The organism is Curtobacterium sp. VKM Ac-2861 (genome assembly GCF_013204965.1).
Lineage (GTDB): Bacteria > Actinomycetota > Actinomycetes > Actinomycetales > Microbacteriaceae > Curtobacterium.
Genome location: NZ_JABMLA010000006.1, coordinates 223,048 through 244,041, shown reverse-complemented (window position 1 = coordinate 244,041; position 20,994 = coordinate 223,048). Strand labels below are relative to the sequence as shown.

The following is a 20,994-nucleotide window of genomic DNA, read 5'->3' as shown; positions in this document are numbered from 1 at the left end:
GCGCTCCCTGATCCGGTGCACGGGCCGTCTTCTCCCCCGCCCCGGCGGCTACTCGTCGGTCTCGTCGGCGAGGAAGTCCGCGTAGGTCGCTTCGGTGTCGGTCACCACGGCCCCCGGATCGACCGGGATCCGTGCGGCACGATCCCCGTTGATCGCGACGCGTTCCTCGGCCGTGTACGGCGGCAGGTACTTGCTCGAGCTCATCCCCAGGCCCTTTCGTCCCGGCGAACGTAACAGTCGGCGGCGGACCGGCGGCCGGACGGGTGGAAACGTCCCCCGCCCGAGCGCCGGACGGGGGACGGAATTTCGCCACGGGCGGACCCCATGCGCACGCATCAGCGCGTTCGCGAGCCGGCACATGGCGGCCGGTCCGGCGAGCAGGTCAGTGTTCGCGCACCACGTCCTCGGGGTCCTTGTCCGGACGCCAGCCCCGCCAGGACGGCTGCCGCAGGCGTCCGTCACCGGTCCACTCGGCGAACTCGACCTCGCCCACCCGCTTCGGCGTCACCCAGTGCGCGTCCCGTGCGTCGATCCGGGCCACGTCGATGAACGGCGAGGTCTTCCGGTCGAGCGGTCGCAGCGCTGCGGCGATCTCGTCGAGGTCGCGGTCACGGAACCCGGTGCCGACCTTGCCGACGTACTCGAGACCGTCCGGACCGGGCACGCCGAGCAACAACGAGCCGATCCCGCCCGCTCGACGACCACTGCCAGGCTTCCACCCACCGACCACGACTTCCTGCGTGGCGTGGTGCTTCAGCTTCAGCCAGGCCTCGGACCGCCTGCCCTCGGCGTACTTCGAGCTGCGCTTCTTCGCGACGACCCCTTCGAGGCCCTGCTCCTGCGACGACGCCATCACGCCGTCGAGGTCACCCTGCGAGGCTGGCGGCACGTCGATCGCCCCGCCGGGCTCGACGACCGTCTCGAGCGCTTGCCGCCGGGCGTCGTACGCGAGGCGGGTGAGTTCGTGCCCGTCGGCCTCGAGCACGTCGAAGACCAGGAACCGCACGGGGGTCGTCTGCTGCGCCGCCCGCACCTCGCGCGCCTTCGTCAGGCCCATCCGGTTCTGCAGGAGCTGGAAGCTCGGGCGCCCCCGGTCGTCGAACGCGACGATCTCGCCGTCGAAGACGCCGTCGACCCCGGCACGGTCGCCGAGTTCCTGCAGTTCCGGGTACTGCTCCGTCAGGTCGTTGTCGTTCCGGCTCCGCAGCGTGACCGAGCCGTCCCGGACGGTGGCGAGCGCACGGACGCCGTCCCACTTCATCTCGAACGCCCAGTCGGCCGGGTCCAGCCGGGGTGCGTCCTTCGCCAGGGTGGCCTGCATGGTCCGTCGGTCCCCCGGAGGGGTGTCCGCAGGGCTGGCTCCGCTGATGCGCCGCTGTCCGTCTCGGTGCGCGGCAGAGGGACGGGAGGCCCGCCCCGCGTCCGTCGCGCCGCCGGCGTCCGCCAGCTTGTCGGGTTGCTCCTTCGTGCGGTGGATGAGCCAGTTCTTCTCGTCGCCCGCTCCGCCCCGACCGCGGGTGTGCAGGAGCGCCAGTCGGCGAGCGCCGCCGGTCCGACCGTGCAGGGTGACGATGACCTCTTCGCCCTCGCGCCACTTCTCGAGCTCGTAGGTGCCGTCGTCCCAGAGCGTGACCGTGCCGCCGCCGTACTCGTCCTTCGGGATCGTGCCCTCGAACGCGCCGTACTCGAGCGGGTGGTCCTCGGTCTGCACGGCCAGGTGGTTCTTGCCCGGGTCGGTCGGTTCGCCCTTGGGCAATGCCCAGCTCACCAGCACACCGTCGTGCTCCAGCCGGAAGTCGTAGTGGTCGCGGGTGGCGTGGTGCTCCTGGATCACGAACGTCGGGGTGCCGTCCTTCCGGACCGTGGGGGCTCCTTCGGGCACCGGTTCCGGCGTCTTCGATGCGTCGCGCTTCGCGCGGTAGGCAGTGAGCCGGTCGCGAGCCGGCTGCTCGGCCTCGTTCGCACGCTCGGTCCGGTCGCTGTCCCAGTGACCGTGGTCGTCGCGCCCGACGGCCAGCGAGGCGGAGGCGACCGGGTGCAGGTGGTCCCCACGGGCCTCCAGGCGTTCGAGGACCTCGTCCAACGTGAGCTGCGCGAGCCCGCGTTCCTCGAGTTCCTTCCAGGTGCGGGGTGCTGCGACCGTCGGCCGCTCGCGGCCGCGCAGCGAGTACGGCGCGATCGTCGTCTTGTTGCCGTTGTTCTGCGACCAGTCGACGAACACCTTGCCCGTCCGCTCGGCCCGGCTCATCGACGACAGCACCAGGTCGGGCAGGTCGTGCTCGAGCGCCTTCGCGAGTTCGTGCGCGACGTCGGAGACGTTCGCCGTGGTCGACCGGCCGTCGAGCGCGGCGTAGAGGTGGATCCCCTTCGAACCGGAGGTCACCGGGTACGGGTCGAGCCCCATGCCGTGCAGGATCTCGCGTGCCGCGACCGCCACCTCGACGCACTCGGGCAGGCCGACGCCCTCGCCGGGGTCCAGGTCGAGCACGAGCCGGTCCGGGTTCTGCTGCCCACCGCGCGGGCCGAACCGCCACTGCGGCACGTGCAGTTCCAGCGCGGCCTGCTGCGCCATCCACACGAGGGTCGGCAGGTCGTCGACGATCGGGTACTCGTTGTCGTGCTCGGAGTGGTGGATGGTGTGGTGGCGGACCCAGTCCGGGGCGGAGTCCGGCAGGTTCTTCTCGAAGAAGACCTTGCCGTCGACGCCGTTCGCCCACCGCTTCCGGGTCACTGGACGGTCCTTGACGTGCGGGATCATCCACGGCGCCACACGCTCGTAGTACTCGATCACCCGCCCCTTGGTCGTGCCGGTCTCGGGGTAGAGCACCTTGTCCGTGTTCGTCAGCGCCAGTCGCCGTTCGCCGACCAGGACGACGGTCTTGCGGGCCGCCGGACTCACAGCGCCACCCCGGTCGCTCCCGCCACCGTCAGGGTCGTGCCCGAGGTGTACGACGACTCCGGCCCCGCCAGGTACACGTAGGCGCTGCCGAGCTCGACGGGCTGCGCCGGCCGGCCGAAGGGGGTGTCCTGGCCGTACCGTGCGATCTCGTCGCCCGGGTAGCTGATCGGCTGCAGTGGCGTCCACACGGGCCCGGGCACCACGGTGTTCGCTCTGATGCCCTTCGCCGCGAGCTGCCGCGCGAGGCCGTTGGTGTAGGTGGTGATCGCGGCCTTCGTCGCCGCGTAGTCGATCATGCGGTCCTGCGGTTGGTACGCGGACACCGAACTCGTCGTCACGATCGCGCTGCCCGGCGCCATGTGCGGCACGGCTGCCCGGACCAGCCAGAACAGCGAGTACAGGTTGACCTTCATCGTGCGGTCGAAGTCCTCGGTCGACTGCTCGGTGACGTCCTCGTGCACCAGCTGGTGTCCGGCGACCAGGACGAGGGCGTCCAGCCCGCCGAGGTCGCGCACCGCCGTCCGGACGAGTTCGTCGCAGAAGCCCTCGTCCGTCAGGTCACCGGGCAGCATCACGGCGTTGCGACCGAGGTCGGCGATGACGTCACGGACCTCGGTCAGGTCGTCGATCTCCTCGGGCAGGGAGTTCAGTGCGACGTCGGCCCCTTCCTTCGCCATCGCGATCGCCGCGGCTCGGCCGATGCCGGAGTCGGCACCCGTGACGAGCACGCGGTACCCCCGCATGCGCCCCGTGCCGAGGTAGGAGACCTCGCCGTGGTCGGGCGGCGGGTCCATCGCACTGGCCAGCCCGGACCCCTGCTGCGTCTGCGCGGGGAACGGCGGTCTGGCGAACTGCGAGCGCGGGTCCTGCTTGTCGAGCTGGCTCATGCGCCCATCGTGCTCGCGTCGACCGGTCGACGGTCCAGCGAACCCGGATCTGTGGACGACTCACTCGACGCGGCTGCACTCTCGCCTCCGCCGGCGACGGTGCGGCCGGGCGCGCCAGCGAGTCGCCACGCTTCGTCCGCCCGCCGGATGCGGCGATCGGCAAGCCAGAGGCACACAGCGGCCCACACGGACAGCGGCCCCAGCGCGAGTCCCGCGGCCACCCCGACGAGCTGCACGACCACCGCGGTGGTCGTCGTGCCGACCACGCTCGTCAGGATCCAGGCCGCCGTGAACGCAATCACGACCGACGCGGTCGCGTACGGCCAGCTGCCGCGACGGACCGGACGGCCGGCCGCCGCGAGCCCAGTCGCCAGGCGGTGGTCATCGGTGATCCGCACGACACCGGACGCCACGGTGACGCCGACGAGCGTGGTGATCCATGCGATCGTCGCGACGCTGAGGAACGGAGCGGCGACCGGTACGAGAGCGACGACACCGACGACGGCAGCGCCGCCGAGGAGGACGACCGCACCGATGGTCATCAACCGGTCGTGCAGCGGGACGCCACGCGTGAGTGCGGACCGTACCCCACCGATGACCACCGCCAGGAGCATCAGCCCGGACACCGCTCCGCCGAGCAGCACGGACCAGGAGGTCGGGAGGTCGTCGGCGAGCTGCGCCGTCCAGGCCCACAGGGCACGGATGGTGCCGGTCTGCCAGAGGGCCACGAGCGCGAGGACCACCAAGGTTCCGAGCGTCATCACGACGCGGAAGCGCGGTGGGAGGGCTCGGAGGTCCGCCGCGGCGGCGCACAACCGATGCCGCGCGGGGCCGACCAGCGCGGCGAGGAGTGCGAGGACTGCCGCGGAGGTACTGATCTCGCCGGCGGCGTCCGCCACACCCCGCGACGTGCCGCCGGCGACCACGACCGCACTCAGCAACGCACCGCCGCCACCGACCCAGGCGGCGAGATGCCCGGACAGACGGAGACGTCGTCGGTCGGTGGCGGCGCGGACGAGCCACACAGCGGCGTCGACGAGCGATCGGAGCTCGTCCGTGCACCCGGCCAGCCGTGTCCTCCAGAGCGCCGCGCGCAAGGTCGGCGCCCCCTTCAGGGCACGGTCGTGAGCGTCGAGCCGCCGGACGGCGTGCGCCCTGGACCGCACGACGAGTTCCGCACGCGTCCGACCGGGGTCCCGGAGCCATGGCTCGAGCGCGGCGAGCGCCTCCGTCCCGGGTGGTGTCGGGTCGTCGCGAGCCGGCAGCAGCGCGGCGATCTGCTGTCGTTGCGCCTGCGACACCGCACCGCCCGAGCGCAGGAAGGGCATCAGCCACCGTGCTGTCCGGTCGTCGATCCGCTGCTGCAGGTCGGCCGGTCGCAGCGCTCCGCGCACGAACACGAGCAGCGTCCCGACCGCCACCACGACCCCGGCTCCGGTCAGCGACTGCACCGTCCGCATGATCCCCTCGAACATGTGTCATGGGTACCAGCGACCGCGGACATCCCGTCGCATCCAGCGACACTGCGGGCGCTCCCGTGCGGACACGGGCATCATGTGCGCATGAGGTCGATCTGGAAGGGCTCCATCGCGTTCGGGCTCGTCAACGTGCCCATCAAGGTCTACGCGGCCACTGAGACGCACGACGTGTCCCTGCACCAGGTCCACGACGAGGACAAGGGCCGCATCCGCTACAAGCGCGTCTGCGAGTTCGGGCACGAGGTCGAGTACGCCGACATCCAGCGCGCCTACGACGACGGCGACAAGACCGTGGTGCTCACTGCGGACGACTTCAAGCAGCTCCCCGAGGAGCAGTCGCACGAGGTCGAGGTGCTCGAGTTCGTGCCCGTCGACCAGGTCGACCCGATGATGTTCGAGAAGACGTACTACCTGGAGCCCGACTCGCGCTCGCCGAAGGCCTACGTGCTGCTGCGCGAGACCCTGGCGAAGACCGACCGGCTCGCGATCGTGCAGTTCACGCTGCGCCAGAAGACCCGGCTCGGCGTGCTGCGTGTTCACGACGACGTGGTCCTGCTGCAGGGGCTGCTGTGGGGCGACGAGGTCCGAGCCGCCGACTTCACGGCGCTGGACTCGTCGGTGAAGGTCAGCGCGAACGAACTGAAGATGTCCTCGTCGCTCGTCGAGAGCATGTCGACGGACTTCGATCCCGACCGCTACACCGACTCCTACCAAGAGGAACTGCAGCAGCTCATCGACGCCAAGCTCGACGCCGGTGACGACATCGACACCGAGAAGACGTTCGGCGCGAAGGAGGACGAGGACGACGAGGGCGAGGGCGGTGACGTCCTCGACCTGATGGCCGCCCTGCGTGCGTCCGTGGACAAGAAGCGGACAGGAGGCGCGGGGTCGCGTTCGGCGTCGAGCTCACGTTCGTCGTCGGGTTCCGACTCGAGCGCGTCCGGCTCGACGAAGAAGGCACCGGCCGCGAAGGCGCCGGCTGCGAAGGCCGCGGCGAAGAAGTCAACGGCGGAGAAGGCCCCTGCGAAAAAGAAGGCGCCCGCCAAGAAGCCCCCGGCGAAGAAGGCACCCGCCGAGAAGAAGCAGGCGAGCTAGCCCGAGCCGCCCGATGCGGACGGCCTCGCAGCCCAGTATGCTGAGATTTCAGGGCAAGAGGGGTGGCGAATGCCGGAACGGATGCAGGTGCTGGTCACGGTCAAGGCGGCACCCGAGCCCTCGAACACCTACATCGACACGGTCTGCGTTGCCGGCGTGCGCGTCGATGGCGACCGGCGCGACTGGGTCCGCCTGTACCCGGTGCCCTTCCGGCATCTCTCGACAGATCAGCAGTTCAAGAAGTACGACGTGATCGAGGTCGACACGATCCCCGCGAAGTCAGACAGTCGCCACGAGAGTCGTCGACCGATCTGGGACTCACTTCGCGTCACGACCAACCTCAAACAGAAAGCCGCACGCGAACGCGTCCTCTCGACCTTCATCGGCCCGAGCATGTGCGATCTGATTGCGGGAGTGCACCGCCATCAGGACTCTCAGTCCCTCGGCCTTGTGCATGTGGCTCGCTTCGATCGCCTTGTCATCAGCCGGCACAAGGGCTGGTCGCAATCGCAACAGCGGGCGGTCGAAGCCGCAGTTTCACAGCCGACGCTCTTCGACGATCCGGGCTCTGCACGAGCGCCGCTGCAGCCGCCGCGGTTCGTGGTGAAGATCCGGTACCGGTGCGACACCGCGAGTTGCCCCGGTCACGAACCGTCTCTGCTCGATTTCGAGCTGTCGGCGCTGCAGTACCATCAGCGGCACCTTTCGGACGATGCGCTGAAAGCCCAGATCGAGCGCAAGTTCGGCGATGAGCAGTTCAGCTCCGACCGGCGCACATCGCTGTTCGTCGGCAACATCGCCGACCCTCCGAAACGAAGGAGCTTCTCGGCGCTCGGAATCCACCACGTACCGAGGGACTCGGACTGGGGTTCGACGCTCTTCTGAGTCAGACCACGAGGGCAAGCGCCCCGACGCCGAGCGCCTCCAGGACAAGTTCCCGATGACAGTGTGATCCGTCGGCCTCAAAGCACATCAGCGCGACGCGATGGCCGGTGGCGAGCTCCCGGATCTGTGAGAGTGCATCCTGCGCTGCTTCCGATCGCAGGAGTTGCCGGTACGCAGTCCGGCTTGCATCCGCCGCGGGGCCGGTCGTGCTTGCGAAACCATCGCGGTTCGTCTTGGGGTTTCCGAGTGCGCGGAGGTGGCTGTAGCCGAGGCCCGCCGCGCCCAGCCCTGCCCGCAACGCCGTCTTCGAGAGGCCGCGCTTTCGTGAGATCGGGTTCAGTCTGACGTCCACGACGTGGTCTACACCGCGGAGGCGCAGCTTTGCAATGAGTCCGTCGAGGTCAGATCCCTCGTAGCCGATCCCGATGATTCGCTGCGGCGTCATCGGACCAGTCAAGCACGGACGGAGACACGACACGAGCCGGTAACACGCGTCCGCGAGACTGGACCCATGACTCCACAAGAGCCAGGGAGCCTGCAGTCGTCACCCGAGACCGCCGGCCCGCCCGTCACCGTGTCCATCACCCGCCTGGTCGAACCCGACCGCATCCCCGAGGTCACCCACTGGGTGCAGTCCGGCGTGAACCTCGCCAACCGCTACCCGGGGTTCCTCGGCTCCGGGTGGGTGCGGTCCCGGGCGCAGTCCCGCGAGTGGCACATGCTCTACCGCTTCGCCGACCACGACTCGCTGGCCACGTGGGAGAACTCCGACGACCGGCTGCGCTGGCTCGACCTCGGTCGCGACCTGGTCGTGGAGTCCCGCGTCGAGAAACGCACCGGCATCGAGGGCTGGTTCGACGTCCCGCAGGACGCCCCGGCCTCGAGCGCTCCCCCGCGGTGGAAGCAGGCGGTGAGCATCTGGCTCGGCTTCTTCCCGGTGAACCTGGCGTTCACGATCGTCGTCGGGCTGCTCGTGCCGTCGTTCGCGGGACTCGCAGCGCTGCCGCGGGTGCTCATCACGACGCTCGTGCTCACACCGATCATGACGTTCTGGGTGCTGCCCTTCGTGACGAAGCTGATCCGTCCGTGGCTGCTCGCTCCGCCGAGGTCCGAGCGGGCTTAACCGACGACCCCGAGCGGCACGGGCCCACCGTGGCCGAGGGCGTCCCATCCGATCTGCAGCATGTGCGGCCGGGCCTCGGCGGCGGAGACCTCGGTCTCGTACGTCAGCGCGAGCATCACGATCGCACCGAACGCCCCGGAGACCCGCGCCCGCCGGTCCAGCGGGGTGGCCGTGGCGTCGGCCATGTCGATGCCGAACACGTCGAGGAGCGTCGCGGCGACCGGTTCGAGCCGGACGCCGACGTCGTCCCCGCGCCGCAGGGTGAACGCCGCGAGGGCGAGTTCCGCCCACCCCGGCCGGGCGAGTGCGAGGTCGGCGATCCCCGCGAGCGCTGCGGCGTCGCGGGACTCCCCCGCGGGGGCGTCGGAGGCAGCTGCCCGGATCGCCTCGGTCTGCACGGCGCACTGCGCGAGCGCGGCCTCGACGAGCAGCTCCTTGCTCGTGAACCGGGCGAGGATGCCCGCCTTCGAGTAGCCGGCCTGGTCGGCGACGGCCTGCACGGCGGTGTCCTTGATGCCGCGGCGGGCGATGAGTCCGGCGGTGATGTCCAGGACGTCCCCGTTGATCTCCTCGGCAGAGGGCCGAGCACGGCGCGCGGGGCGGGTCATGCGCGGACCGCCGCGGCTCGTGCCGCCCGCCGCCGGGTCCCCGCGACCAGCAGGGTGATCCCGGTCATGAGCTCCCACGCGACGATCGTGTACACGGACGCACGCTCCCACACGCCGTCGGGGAGCAGGTCGATCACCGTCGACGACGAGTCCACGACGAGCATCACGAGGGAGACGAGGCCGAGGATCCCGAGCACGACGCTCGCGATCCGGTAGGCCGCCGGTGCCCGCAGCGCCCGGGACCCGATGCCGACGGTGATCGCCACGAGGTTGCCGGTCGTGATCGCTGCTGCGGCGCCGAGGACGTGGAACACGATGGTGCCGCCGTCGGTGCTCGTCTGGCTGCCGTGGAACGAGCCGACCAGGACCATCCCGACCAGGTGGACCACGGCGAGGACCGCGGTCGCCACCCGCGCACGGCGGGACGCGGCACGGAACACCACGACGGCGAGCACCGCTGCGATCCCGAACAGGACGCCCTGCCCGATGAACGTCGTGTTCATGAGCGCGTGCAGCGGTGAGTCGATGGACCGCCCCTCGAACGCGCCGACGTCGGGGACCCCGAGGTCGGAGATGTAGTTCGTCGCGTAGCTGTAGCCGGGGAACGCCGACGCCGAGACGGCTTCGCCGACGAGCCATCCGACTCCCGCGACCGTCCAGAGTGCGCCGGGGACGAGCGCACGGGGTGTGTCCGTTTTGGTCATGTACTGACCATAACGGTCACTACTGGGAGTTGCCCAGCACCGACAGCTGGTCGAGCCGCTCGAGGATCACGCCCTCGCGGAGCGCCCACGGGCAGATCTCCAGCGCCGGCAGGTCGAAGATGTCGAGGCAGGCCTCGGCCACGAGCGCACCCGGCACCACCTGGTGCGCACGGCTCGCCGACACCCCGGGCAGCGTCGCGAGTTCGTCGACCGACATGGTCAGGAGCGCCGGCAGCTTCGACCGGAGCACGTCACCGTCGAGCACCCGCGGCACGAGCGGACCGGCACCCGAGGGCGCCGCCCCGCAGATCCGCGCGATCGACCGGAAGGTCTTCGAGGTCGCCACGGCACGGTCCGGACGTCCGGCGCGGAGCAACTTGCCGGCGTCGCGGGCGATCTCCACGCGGATCTCGTGCCGGATGCGGCGGACGTCGTCCTCGGTCGGGGTGCCCGCGGCGAAGTACGAGCGGGCGAGCCGTGCAGCACCGATCGGCATCGACCACGCGACGTCCGGAGCCTCGTCGGCGCCCCCGGCGATCTCGAGCGAGCCGCCGCCGATGTCGAACACCGCGAGCCGTCCGGCCGACCACCCGAACCACCGCCGGACCGCCAGGAACGTCAGTCGCGCCTCGTCCCCACCGGACAGCACGGCCAGTTCGACCCCGGTCGAGGCCTCGACGTGGGCGAGCACCTCGTCGGAGTTCACCGCGTCGCGCACGGCCGAGGTCGCGAACGCGAGCATGTCCTCGCAGCCGCGTTCCTCGGCGACGCGGACGGCGTCCGCGACGAATCGCGTCAGCGCGTCGACGCCCTCAGGCGTCACCGCGCCGGCGTCGTCGAGGTGCTCGGCCAGTCGGAGCGGCTGCTTGAACGAGGACGCCGGCAGCGGCGCGGCGCCGCCGTGGGCGTCCACCACGAGCAGGTGGCCGGTGTTGGACCCGATGTCGAGGACTCCCACGCGCATGCCACAACGCTAGCGGCCGGGCCGGCGATCAACGGCCGGGAGGCCCGTCCTCCGCCCGCAGGAACGCCTCGAGTTCCGCCGTGGTCGGGTACGAGGCCTGTGCGCCCGCCTTGGTCGCGGCGTACGCCCCGACCCCCACCGCGAACCGTGCGGCGTCGACGAGGGAGTCTCCCACCGCCAGCCGCAGGGCCACCGAACCCATGAAGGCGTCGCCGCAGCCCGTCGTGTCCACCGGCTCGACCCGGACGGCGTCGATCGACACCGGGTCCGCCTCACCGTCGTGCACGAGGCAGCCCGAGCCGCCGCGGGTGACGATCGAACGCGCGACACCGTGCTCGCCGAGCGACTCGGCCTCGTGCTCGTTGACCAGCAGGACGTCGGTCAGCTCGAGCAACTCGGCGGGGACGTCGCCGAAGGGCGACAGGTTCGTCAGCACCGTGACCCCGGCGGCGTGCGCTGCCCGGGCTGCGGCGAGGACGACGTCGATCGAGACCTCGAGGCAGAGGCCGAGCACGCCGGCGTCGTCGAAGGCGTCGGCGGGCACGTCGTCCGGCGTCAGCGTGCCGTTGGCGCCGGCGGAGATCACGATGGTGTTCTCCCCCGCGGCGTCGACCGTGATGACGGCGGTGCCGGTGGCCACGCCCTCCCGGACGGCGACGTGCGTCGTGTCCGCACCCGCAGCCGCGACGGAGTCGCGGAGCAGCGCACCGTTCCCGTCGTCGCCGACCGCACCGATCATGCGGACCGTGCCCCCGAGCCTCCCGGCAGCCACCGCCTGGTTGGCGGACTTGCCACCCGGCAGGATCGCCAGGTCGGACCCGTGCAGGGTCTCACCGGGCTTCGGGAACCGCTCGGTCCGGACCACCAGGTCCGCATTGAGCGATCCGACGATCACGATGGTCTGGGTCAACGGACGGTCTCCTTCTGCGGCGCGACGGACGTGGTCTCGGCGCTCTCCGGGCGGGGGATGAGGAACGAGATCGCGAGCGCGGCGGTCGTGATCACGGCACCGAGCAGCATGCCACCCGAGTACCCGGCGGTGCCCGCGGACCCGCCGACCCCGAGCGCGATCTGCAGCGCCGGCAGGACGGCGAAGCTGACCCCGGCACCGAGGTTGAACGCACCGGCGTTCAGACCGGGCAGGAAGCCGGGGTTCGACTCCGGCGAGAGCACGATGCCCAGGCCGTTCAGGATGATGTTCGCGATGCCGGCGTACGTGATGCCGATCAGGACGGTCGCGGTGACCAGGACCGGCAGCGAGTGCACGCCCACCAGTGCCATCAGGACCGTCGAGACGATGCTGCCGATCAGGCCGAAGCGGAGCACGGCGCGGTAGCCGATGGTCGGCGCGAGGCGTCCGGCGAACGGACCGACGATCCAGCCGACCAGCGCGTACGGGGTGAGGAACACCAGCGAGGCGAGGTCGGGTTCCATGCCGAAGCCGGCGTCGCCGTTCTGCGCGAGCGACGTGACGAGACCGTTGACGACCGCGAAGACGCCCGTCATGGTCAGGAACGTCGTCGCGAGGAGCGCCCACGTGGCACGTCGCTTCAGGAACCGGGTCTCGACGAGCGGCTCCTTCACGCGTGACTCGACCGCCCAGAAGACCGCGAAGGCGGCGAGCGCGACGACGACACCGCCGATCACCAGTGCCGGGTTGGCGGCACCGAGCTTGCCGGCCTCGTTGAACGCGGTGAGCAGCGCCCCGACCGAGACGACGAGGGGCACGACGCCGATCCAGTCCATCCGGGTACCGGCGGACGGCTTCGACTCCACACCCCACACGGCGACGAGCGCCAGCGCGATGACAGTGACGACGGCGATGACCCAGAAGATCCCGCGGAACCCGAAGTTCGTGGCGATCCAGCCACCGGCCAGGGCATCGACCCCGGCGATGCCGCCGTTCACGGCGGTGAGCAGACCGAGCGCGGCGCCGTAGCGCTTCGGGTCGGCGATCTCGTTGCGCAGGACGAGCAGGCAGATCGGGACGACCGGACCGGTCACACCCTGGATGATCCGGCCGGCGAACAGCATCGGCACGTTCACGGCGAGTGCGGCGACGATGCTGCCGACGAGCATCACGGCGAGCATGCCGATCAGGACGCGCTTGCGGCCGACGATGTCGGACAGGCGCGGCAGGAACAGCGAGAACAGCGCCGCGAGCGTGAAGTACAGGGTCTGCGAGAGCCCGATCGTGGCGTCGTCGGTCTTGAGCTCGCGCGCCATCGTGACCAGCGCGGGGCTGAGCATGCTCGCGTTGAGCTGGAACGCGATGCACGCTGCGAGGAGCGCCGCGGTGAGGGCGCCGATCGACTTCTTCGTCGATGTGGTGGTCATGGTGCTCAGATCTCCGAGGTCGTGGTGGTGGTCGTGGCGGCGCGCGGGGTCCAGCCGGTGTCAGGGGTCTCGCCGATGCGCTCAAGGGCGTCGACGACCAGGTCCCAGAACCGTTCGTGGTCGAGCTCCATGGCGGCGCTCGTCCGGCAGTCCTCCGGCGCGGGCGCACGGAAGTCGGCGACGGTCATGCCCAGCGTCAGGGTGCCCTGGGTCTCGATGTGGATCGGGACCTTCACGGCGCGGACGATGGTCGGGTCGATGACGTACGCGACGGCGCAGGGGTCGTGCACCGGCGGGGAGTCGAAGCCCTGGGCGTCCTTGTAGGTCTGGCCGAAGAAGTCGAGCAGCTCGCCGACGAACGCGGCGGGGGCGGTGCCGACGGCGGCGATGCGTGCGGCGACCTCCGGGGTGGCGAGAGCCTGGTGCGTCAGGTCGAGTCCGACCATGACGACGTCCCAGCCGGCGTCGAAGACGATCGACGCGGCCTCGGGGTCGATGACGATGTTGAACTCGGCGACGGGGCTCCAGTTGCCGACGTGCACGCCGCCGCCCATGAGCACGACCTGCTTGACGCGCTTGACGATGCGGGGTTCCTTGCGGGCCGCGAGGGCGATGTTCGTCAGACCGCCGGTCGGTACCAGCGTGACGGTGCCGGGCTCGTGCGCCATGACCGTCTCGATGATCAGGTCGACGGCGTGCCGCTGGTCGAGCTCGAACGAGGGCTCCGGCAGCATCGGCCCGTCGAGGCCGCTCTCGCCGTGGATGTCCGGGGCGACCTCGATCTGGCGCAGGAGCGGACGATCGGCGCCCGCGGCGAACGGCACCCCGGTGATGCCGGCGATGCGCGCGACGGCGAGGGCGTTGCGGGTGACCTTCGGCAGCGTCTGGTTGCCGACGACGGTGGTGACGGCCAGGAGCTCGATGTCCGGGTTGCCGTGGGCCAGCAGGATGGCGACGGCGTCGTCGTGGCCGGGGTCGCAGTCGAGGATGATCTTCGCGGGCTGGGTCGCACTGGGCACGCTGGGCGCTCCACTTCTTCGGGGAATCGAGGGGTCTGTGCTCGACGCGGTGGGGATCCGCGGTCCGACAGAGCGTCGTCACGCAGCGCGTCAAGCGTTTGACATCGAAACACGTCAAGCGTTTGACGTCAAGTCGTCGAGGCGCCCTCGGTAGCATCGACCCGTGCCTTCATCCGTCGCTCCGGGCCGCCGTGTGACCGCTGCCATGGTGGCCGAGCGCGCCGGAACGAGCATCGCCACGGTCTCCCTGGTCGTCAACGGCAAGGACCGCGGCCGGGTGTCCGTCCCCATCGCCACGCGGGTGCGCGACGCCGTCGACGAGCTCGGCTACGTCGTCGACCACGCCGCGAGCTCCCTGGCGCGGGGCAGCGGCGACCTGGTCGTCCTCATCGCCCCCGACCTGTCGAACCCCTTCTTCGCCGAGGTCATCCGCGGCGTGCGCGACACCATCGGCGACCGGTTGCAGCTCGTGCTGTCGGTCACCGAGCGCGGCGCGCAGCCCCTGGCAGCCGACGTCCGCCGCTTCGAACGCCTCCGGCCGGCGGGCATCCTCGTCGACGCCCCGGCCGCGGGCGAGTCGATGTCGGCGAGCGTGCCCGTGGTGCTCCTCGACGCCCCCGGTGGTTCCGAAGCGGTCAACTACGACCTCTCCCCCGGCGTCCACGACCTCGTCGCGCACCTGCACGAACGGGGGCACCGCCGCGTCGGGTACCTCGACGGGACCTCCCGCGCGACGACGTTCGGGGTCCGACGCGACCTCTTCGAGCAGGAGTGCGCCGCCGCGGGCATCACCGTGTCCGAGGTCACCGCCCGCGCCGACCTCACCGTGGACGCCGCAGCCTCGGCCACCGAGCACGTCATCGAGGCCTGGCAGGACGACGACGTCACCGCGGTCGTCGCCGCGGCGGACACGCTCGCCTACGGCGTCCTGCGCGTCGCCGGTTCGCTCGGCATCGCGGTCCCCGGGGAGCTCGCGGTCGCCGGCTTCGACGACCTGCCGTCGTCCTCGGTGACGGCCCCCGCCCTGACGAGCGTCGCCCTGCCCGGCGCCGACCTCGGGCGCGCGGCCGCAGAACGGCTGCTCGCGACGCTCGACGGCACCGCGGCCGAGCCGGTAGCGCTCCCCACCCGCCTGGTCCGGCGCGCGAGCACCGGCGCGTAGCGCCCGGTCGCGCGACCTCACGCGCTCAGCGACACCTCACGCGTGCTGGAACGCGCGAGGTGTCGCTCACCGCAAAACGCCGGCCGCGGCAGTGGACGCGACCGGACGACGGACGGGAGGCGCGGTACCAGCTGGCACCGCGCCTCCCGTCAGCACGCCGTCGTCTCCACAACGCGCCCCGCGATCCGCAGGACGCCGCCGGATTCGGCGGCGTCTCGCTCAGTCGGAGGCGTCCCGGCGGGACGCCGGCGTCTCACTACTCGACGACCCGGACTCGGACGACACCGACTCCGCCCGGCTCGCGCGCTGCGCACGCTCGAGCTCGTCGGCCTCGTCGCCACCGACGGCCTCACCACGGGCGACCATGCCGGCCGTGTCGGAGAGCGTGATCTGCGGCAGGAACAGGGCGAGCAGGAACGCCACCGCGATGAAGGGCAGCAGGTACCAGAACACGGGCGCCAGCGAGTCGGCGTACGCGTTCACGATGCCGTCCTGCACTGCCTCGGGCAGCTTCGCCACGGTCGCGGGGTCGATGCTGCCCGCCGACGACGCCGCATCGGTCGCCGAACCGCCGGCCCCGGTGAACACGTCGGTGAGCGACGTCGTGAGCCGGGCCGTGAACAGGGCACCGAACACGGCGGTCCCGAGGGAGGCGCCGACCTCGCGGAAGTAGTTGTTCGTCGAGGTCGCGGTGCCCACCTGCTCGGCCGGCACGGCGTTCTGCGCGACCAGGACGACCACCTGCATGATCAGTCCGAGCCCGGCGCCGAAGACGAACAGGTACGCGCAGATCAGCCAGATCGGGGTGGCCGCGGCGAGCTGGGTCATCGCGAGCATCGCGATGGCGACCAGGACCGTGCCGATGATCGGGAACATCCGGTAGCGGCCGGTCTTGGTGATCAGGTTTCCGGACGCGATCGAGGTGCCGATCAGGCCGACCATCATCGGCAGCATCAGCAGACCCGACACCGCGGCCGAGGTGCCTGATGCCATCTGCAGGAACGTCGGGACGAAGCCGATCGCCGCGAACATGCCGATGCCGAGCACCAGGCCGATGCCGGTCGCGAGCAGGAAGGTGCGGTTCTTGAAGAACGACAGCGGCAGGACCGGGTCCTGCGCACGTGACTCGACGAGCACGAGGAGCGCGGCGGAGACGACGAGCCCGGCGAACCACGCCCAGGTCTCGGGGGCGTCCCAGCCGTGGTCCTTGCTGCCACCGAACTCCGAGAAGAACACCAGGCACGTGGTCGCGGCGGACATGAAGAGCACGCCGAGCACGTCGATGCGCTTCGTCGCCTTCTTGTTCGGCAGGGTCAGCGCGAACCACGCCACGAAGAACGCCGCGATGCCGACCGGGATGTTGATGTAGAACGCCCAGTTCCAGGTGAGGTGGTCGACGAAGAAGCCACCGAGCAGCGGGCCGCCGATCGCGGACAGGCCGAAGATCGCACCGAGCGGGCCGAGGTACTTGCCGCGCTGCGAGGCGGGCACGATGTCGGCGATGATCGCCTGCGACAGGATCATCAGACCGCCGCCGCCGAGCCCCTGCATGGCGCGGAACACGACGAGCTGCGTGAAGTCGCCGGCGAAGGCGCACCCGGCCGACGCGATGGTGAACAAGGCGATCGCGATGAGGAACAGGTTGCGGCGGCCCAGGACGTCACCGAACTTGCCGTAGACGGGCATCACGATGGTCGAGGCGAGCAGGTACCCGGTCGTCAGCCACGCCTGGTGCGCGACGCCGCCGAGCTCGCCGACGATGGTGGGCATCGCCGTCGAGACGATGGTCTGGTCGAGGCTGGAGAGCAGCATCCCCGCGATGAGCGCGGAGAAGATGATCCAGATCCGGCGCTGTGTCAGCAGCAGCGGTCCGTCGGTGCCGGGGCGGGCACGCTTGGTGGTGCCCGGCGCGGTTGCGCTCATGGTGTGGAGTCCTGTCCGGTGGTGATGGCCGCCCTCATCAGGCGGAGGTTCTGGGTGAGCAGCTCGTCGAACGGCGGGCCGGTGGTCTCGTCGAAGGCGTCGTCGAAGTAGGTCTCCGCCGTCACCTTGAGCAGCCCGGCGGCGGCCTCGGTGACGAGGCGCGCACGGCGGTCGGCGGGGTCGTCCCATCCGAACCGCAGCCGCACGGCGTCCGTGATCCGAGCGAGCTGCACATCGGTGGCCGACAGGAACCGCGCGACGAGCGCCGGCTCCCGCTCGAAGACCCGGCGCACCAGGACCTCGTCCGCGCGATCGATGCCGACGCGGTGGAACTGGTCGATCGCCAGCGCGACGATCGAGTCGAGCGGGTCGAGTCCGCCGGGGACGATCCCGCCCTCGGCGTACCGGTCGATCGCCTCGACGTCGGCGTGCAGCTCGATGCCGAGCACGGCGTCGTCCTTCGACGCGAAGTGGTTGAAGAACGTGCGCCGTGACACCCCGACGGTCTCGCAGAGCTGCTCGATCGTGAAACCGCTCAACCCGTGCTCGACGGTCGCCCGACGCGCTTCGACGATCATGCGTCGGCGCAGTGCGCGGGTGCGTTCGGTGGTGCTCACCGAGCAAGAATTGCACTATCTCCCTGAGAGTGCAATACGGGCGGGAAGCCTCAGAGCGCCTTCTCGAAGCAGAACGACCACGGCATCGTCGCCGCGTACGGCGCGTAGACCGGGATCGGGCTCCACCCGGTCTTCTCGTACAGGGCGACCGCGTCGGGCTGCTTGTCACCGGTCTGCAGGATCAGCCGGGGTGCGCCGAGCTCGCGGCCGATGCGCTCGCACTCGTCGAGCAGTGCGGTGGCGGCGCCCTTGCCGCGAGCCGACGTCAGCACGATCAGTCGCTTCAGCTCGACCTCGTCGCCGAGACGGCGGATCGCGATGTGCCCGACGGCGTCCCCGGACTCGTCGAGCGCGAGGACCGAGGCGACGACGGTCGACGGGTCGACGGACAGCGCGCGGCTCCGCTCGGCCGTGATCGCCGGGTCCTCGTCGCCGTTCGACGCACCGTAGCGTTCGTGCATCTCGTCGTCCATGCGGGCGCGGAGCACCACGGATCGGGGGTCGTCCCAGGACACGCGTTCGATCGTGATCACGGTCGACGATCCTGTCACGGATGCCGGCAGCGGTGCACGCTCACGCGCGCCCACCCAGCGCGGCGATCGCGCCGTCCCCGGACCGCAGCGCGGCGAGCACGGCAGCGGCGTCGTCGTGGACCTCGGCAGCGCCGGCGCCGCGGAGTTCGTCGCCGCCGATGCCGCCGGTCATCACCGCGACGCAGGTCACGCCGACGCGTCCGGCCGATTCGACGTCCCACATCGCGTCGCCGACCATCACGGCAGCGTCCGCACGCACACCGGCCCGGTCGAGCGCCACCTGGATGATCCCGGGGTCCGGCTTCGCCTGTTCGACGTCCTCGGAGCTCGTCACCGCGGTGAGCCACTCCTCGGCGTCGAGCAGTTCGCGCAGCCGCGTCAGTTCGTGCTCCGGAGCACTCGTCGCCAGGACGACGGCGTGCCCGGCCTCAGCGACCGCACGGAGCAGGTCACGGGCGCCCGGCAGCAGCCGAAGCTGCGGCATGTGCTCGGCGAAGTAGGCGGTGTGGAACTGCTTGACGGTGTCGCGCGTCTCGTCGGACGCGTCCGGCAGCAGCGTCTCGAGCAGCTTCGCGGAGTCCATGCCGATCGCGCGGTGGATCCGCCAGGCGTCCACGGACTCACCCGCTGCGCGGGCAGCGCGCCACCAGGCATCGATGTGGGCGTAGTTCGAGTCGACGAGCGTGCCGTCGATGTCGAAGAGGACTGCGGTCGAGGGAGCGTCGGACATCCCTCCATGCTGCCCGGGAGGCGCGGATCGCCTCCCAGGAGCACGGTCGCGTCCGTCAGACGGTGACGTGCTCACCCGCCTGGAGGATCGTGGTCGGCACGCCGCCGAGACCGTCGGTCCCGAGCATGCGGACGTTCATCTGCTGTCCCGCGTCGCTCAGCAGGAGCTCGTGGATCTGGATCGCGCGCTGCGGCGCGACCTCGCGGACGTAGTCGACGGCGGCGGCGGTGTGCGCCCACGGGCCGCTCGTGGGGATGAGCAGCGTGCCGACCGGGACCCCCGGCACGAGATAGGCGTCGCCCGGGTGGAAGACGGTGCCGTTCACGAGGTACCCGACGTTCGCGATCGTCGGGATGTCGCGGTGGATGACGGCGTGCTGCTCGCCGAAGACCTGCACGGAGAACGGCCCGACCTCGAACGCGTCACCGGCACGGACCGCAGCGACGCGGCCGTCGTGGTCACCCAGCTGCTCGACGATCGCCGCCGGCCCGCGGACCACGAGCGACGGGTTCGCGTCGAGCCCGGCACGGACGGCGTCGACGTCGAAGTGGTCGGCGTGCTCGTGGGTGATGAGGACCGCGGCGGCAGCGCCGGCAAGATCAGCAGCCTCGGGCGTGAAGGTACCCGGGTCGATGACGAGGGTGGTGCCGTCCTGCTCGAGGACGACGGTGGCGTGGTTGTACTTCGTCAGCTCCATGCGACAACACTACAACTGTGTTGTACTTCTGGTGGCCGATCCGGGTGAGGGAGCACTCAGTCGGCGCGCCGGGCCAACCGTTCGAAGATGCCGGGCAGGCGTTCGAGGGCCGCACGTTCCTCGTCGTCGAGTTCCTCGCGGATCGCCGTCGCCAACCAGTCGGCCCGCGCCGTCATGTCGTGGCGGAGGACCTCGCTGCCGGTGTCGGAGATGCGGATGACCGAGACGCGGCGGTCGGTGTCCGATGCCGTCCGCTCGACGTACCCGAGGTCGGCGAGCTCCCCGACCGTGCGCGACTGCCCCTGGTGCTTCACCGCACGGCGACGGGCCAGCTCCGCGATCGGCATCGGGCCCTCGCGCTCGAGGAACCCGAGGGTCGTCGCGTGGGCGGTCGGCAACGAGTCCGCCTCCCGTCTCGCAGCGCGCACGACGCGGCCGATCGCGTGCCGGAGCTCCACGGCGAGTTCGTCGGTCCGGTCCATGCCCGGAACGCTACCGCGTGGCCGCACAGCGGACCTCCGGTTGGATCGGAGGATGGTCCGCGTCTCCGTCGTCATCCCCGTGCGCGACGACGCTGCGCACCTGCGACGCTGCCTCGACGCCCTCGCAGGCCAGACGCTGCTCGCGGACGAGGTCGTCGTGGTCGACAACGGCAGCCGGGACGACAGTGCCGAGGTCGCCCAGGCAGCGGGGGCGGTCGTGCTGACCGAACGGATCCGTGGCATCGCCCGGGCATCGGCGCGCGGCTACGACCGGGCCTCCGGCGACGTCCTCGTCCGACTCGACGCCGACTCCGTGCCGCCGCCGGAGTGGATCGCCGACGCGGTGCGGCTGTTGGCCGACCCGACGGTCGTCGCGGTGACCGGACCCGGGTGTCCACACGACGGCGGACCGCTGATCGGACGACTGTGGGACGCCGTCTACATGCGGCCGTACTTCGCGCTCATGTGGGCCGCGCTCGGCCGCCCACCGCTGTTCGGTTCCGCGATGGCGATGCGGCGGTGGACCTGGGACGCGGTCCGCAGCCGAGCGCACCGCGAGGACCCCGAGGTGCACGACGACGTCGACCTGAGCATGCAGCTCGACCCGGCCTGGCGGGTGGTGGCCGACCCCGTGCTCACGGTGCAGGTGTCCGCGCGACCGTTGTCGGGCCTCCCGTCCGCACTGTTGCGGACGCGACGCGCCTTCCACACGTTCCGCGTGAACGGCCGGCGGGCGAACCCGGTGCGTCGGTGGGCGCGGCGGGTGCGCGCCGGGTTGCGGGTGCGGCGCGGGTGGCGCACCCGCTGACGGGGTCACGGAACGGTGACGCTTGCGGACGCCGTCAGCGCGT

At 70.9% G+C, this 20,994-nt stretch carries 22 protein-coding genes; 5 read left to right on the top strand and 17 right to left on the bottom strand.

Annotation, left to right across the window (positions count from 1 at the left end):
* Positions 1–48: 48 nt before the first annotated feature.
* The 4 genes from HQQ88_RS16265 to HQQ88_RS16250 all read right to left on the bottom strand — a co-directional run bounded on the left by HQQ88_RS16265 (position 49) and on the right by HQQ88_RS16250 (position 5,261).
* Complete coding sequence (locus HQQ88_RS16265) at positions 49–204, bottom strand: hypothetical protein (RefSeq protein ID WP_159570798.1); 156 nt, start codon at positions 202–204, stop codon at positions 49–51.
* 178 nt (positions 205–382) lie between these two features.
* On the bottom strand, positions 383–2,899 hold the full coding sequence (locus HQQ88_RS16260; protein ID WP_173170278.1) for an ATP-dependent DNA ligase: 2,517 nt from the start codon (positions 2,897–2,899) through the stop codon (positions 383–385).
* Positions 2,896–3,786 (bottom strand): SDR family oxidoreductase, encoded by an 891-nt coding sequence (locus HQQ88_RS16255; protein ID WP_123294896.1) that lies wholly within the window; start codon positions 3,784–3,786, stop codon positions 2,896–2,898. The genes HQQ88_RS16260 and HQQ88_RS16255 overlap by 4 nt, the downstream gene beginning before the upstream one ends.
* The gene (locus HQQ88_RS16250) at positions 3,783–5,261 is read right to left on the bottom strand and encodes a hypothetical protein (RefSeq protein WP_173170276.1); all 1,479 of its coding nucleotides are present in this window, start codon (positions 5,259–5,261) and stop codon (positions 3,783–3,785) included. Before HQQ88_RS16250 ends, HQQ88_RS16255 begins: the two co-directional genes overlap by 4 nt.
* An 87-nt stretch (positions 5,262–5,348) precedes the next feature.
* Between HQQ88_RS16250 and HQQ88_RS16245 the strand changes: the two genes are divergently transcribed.
* The gene (locus HQQ88_RS16245; RefSeq protein ID WP_173170274.1) at positions 5,349–6,359 is read left to right on the top strand and encodes a Ku protein; all 1,011 of its coding nucleotides are present in this window, start codon (positions 5,349–5,351) and stop codon (positions 6,357–6,359) included.
* A gap of 69 nt (positions 6,360–6,428) precedes the next feature.
* Positions 6,429–7,244 (top strand): hypothetical protein, encoded by an 816-nt coding sequence (locus HQQ88_RS16240; protein ID WP_173170272.1) that lies wholly within the window; start codon positions 6,429–6,431, stop codon positions 7,242–7,244.
* 1 nt (position 7,245) lies between these two features.
* Here the strand turns inward: HQQ88_RS16240 and HQQ88_RS16235 are convergent, their stop codons facing one another.
* Positions 7,246–7,689 carry a DUF488 family protein gene (locus HQQ88_RS16235; RefSeq protein WP_173170270.1) on the bottom strand — a complete coding sequence of 148 codons (444 nt, stop codon included), beginning with the start codon at positions 7,687–7,689 and terminating at the stop codon, positions 7,246–7,248.
* Positions 7,690–7,755: 66 nt separating this feature from the next.
* On the opposite strand from HQQ88_RS16235, the gene HQQ88_RS16230 reads away from it, so the two are divergent.
* Entirely contained in the window at positions 7,756–8,367 is a 612-nt protein-coding gene (locus tag HQQ88_RS16230) for an antibiotic biosynthesis monooxygenase (RefSeq protein ID WP_123294891.1), read from the top strand.
* Here HQQ88_RS16230 and HQQ88_RS16225 read toward each other — a convergent pair.
* Genes HQQ88_RS16225 through HQQ88_RS16200 form a run of 6 tightly spaced genes read right to left on the bottom strand, consistent with a single transcriptional unit; the run spans position 8,364 to position 13,999 of the window.
* Entirely contained in the window at positions 8,364–8,975 is a 612-nt protein-coding gene (locus tag HQQ88_RS16225) for a helix-turn-helix domain-containing protein (protein WP_173170268.1), read from the bottom strand. The two genes, HQQ88_RS16230 and HQQ88_RS16225, sit on opposite strands and share 4 nt — an antisense overlap.
* Positions 8,972–9,679, bottom strand: a complete 708-nt coding sequence (locus HQQ88_RS16220) for a DUF998 domain-containing protein (RefSeq protein WP_123294889.1) — start codon at positions 9,677–9,679, stop codon at positions 8,972–8,974. Before HQQ88_RS16220 ends, HQQ88_RS16225 begins: the two co-directional genes overlap by 4 nt.
* Before the next feature lie 19 nt (positions 9,680–9,698).
* Positions 9,699–10,643, bottom strand: a complete 945-nt coding sequence (locus HQQ88_RS16215; protein ID WP_123294888.1) for a Ppx/GppA phosphatase family protein — start codon at positions 10,641–10,643, stop codon at positions 9,699–9,701.
* A 28-nt stretch (positions 10,644–10,671) separates the two neighbouring features.
* Complete coding sequence (locus HQQ88_RS16210; protein ID WP_173170266.1) at positions 10,672–11,553, bottom strand: ribokinase; 882 nt, start codon at positions 11,551–11,553, stop codon at positions 10,672–10,674.
* On the bottom strand, positions 11,550–12,980 hold the full coding sequence (locus HQQ88_RS16205) for an MFS transporter (protein WP_123294886.1): 1,431 nt from the start codon (positions 12,978–12,980) through the stop codon (positions 11,550–11,552). The genes HQQ88_RS16210 and HQQ88_RS16205 overlap by 4 nt, the downstream gene beginning before the upstream one ends.
* A 5-nt stretch (positions 12,981–12,985) precedes the next feature.
* Entirely contained in the window at positions 12,986–13,999 is a 1,014-nt protein-coding gene (locus HQQ88_RS16200; protein WP_173170264.1) for a nucleoside hydrolase, read from the bottom strand.
* A 163-nt stretch (positions 14,000–14,162) separates the two neighbouring features.
* Between HQQ88_RS16200 and HQQ88_RS16195 the strand changes: the two genes are divergently transcribed.
* The gene (locus tag HQQ88_RS16195) at positions 14,163–15,161 is read left to right on the top strand and encodes a LacI family DNA-binding transcriptional regulator (protein ID WP_367917039.1); all 999 of its coding nucleotides are present in this window, start codon (positions 14,163–14,165) and stop codon (positions 15,159–15,161) included.
* Between the two features lie 219 nt (positions 15,162–15,380).
* Here the strand turns inward: HQQ88_RS16195 and HQQ88_RS16190 are convergent, their stop codons facing one another.
* From HQQ88_RS16190 to HQQ88_RS16165, 6 genes are read right to left on the bottom strand one after another with little or no spacing between them, the layout of a single operon-like run.
* A complete protein-coding gene (locus HQQ88_RS16190) occupies positions 15,381–17,084 on the bottom strand; it encodes an MDR family MFS transporter (protein WP_173170261.1) in 1,704 nt (567 codons plus the stop codon).
* Positions 17,081–17,701, bottom strand: coding sequence for a TetR/AcrR family transcriptional regulator (locus tag HQQ88_RS16185; RefSeq protein ID WP_260154530.1), 621 nt, complete (start codon positions 17,699–17,701; stop codon positions 17,081–17,083). The genes HQQ88_RS16190 and HQQ88_RS16185 overlap by 4 nt, the downstream gene beginning before the upstream one ends.
* Positions 17,702–17,751: 50 nt before the next feature.
* Positions 17,752–18,234 (bottom strand): GNAT family N-acetyltransferase, encoded by a 483-nt coding sequence (locus tag HQQ88_RS16180; RefSeq protein ID WP_248704329.1) that lies wholly within the window; start codon positions 18,232–18,234, stop codon positions 17,752–17,754.
* Positions 18,235–18,274: 40 nt separating this feature from the next.
* On the bottom strand, positions 18,275–18,964 hold the full coding sequence (locus HQQ88_RS16175) for an HAD family hydrolase (protein WP_131881863.1): 690 nt from the start codon (positions 18,962–18,964) through the stop codon (positions 18,275–18,277).
* Positions 18,965–19,019: 55 nt separating this feature from the next.
* Positions 19,020–19,661 carry an MBL fold metallo-hydrolase gene (locus HQQ88_RS16170; protein ID WP_173170259.1) on the bottom strand — a complete coding sequence of 214 codons (642 nt, stop codon included), beginning with the start codon at positions 19,659–19,661 and terminating at the stop codon, positions 19,020–19,022.
* A 56-nt stretch (positions 19,662–19,717) separates the two neighbouring features.
* Complete coding sequence (locus HQQ88_RS16165; RefSeq protein WP_123937315.1) at positions 19,718–20,143, bottom strand: MarR family winged helix-turn-helix transcriptional regulator; 426 nt, start codon at positions 20,141–20,143, stop codon at positions 19,718–19,720.
* 52 nt (positions 20,144–20,195) lie between these two features.
* On the opposite strand from HQQ88_RS16165, the gene HQQ88_RS16160 reads away from it, so the two are divergent.
* Positions 20,196–20,951: a glycosyltransferase family 2 protein gene (locus tag HQQ88_RS16160; RefSeq protein ID WP_131844813.1), complete on the top strand. Its 756-nt coding sequence runs from the start codon at positions 20,196–20,198 to the stop codon at positions 20,949–20,951.
* Positions 20,952–20,994 lie beyond the last annotated feature (43 nt).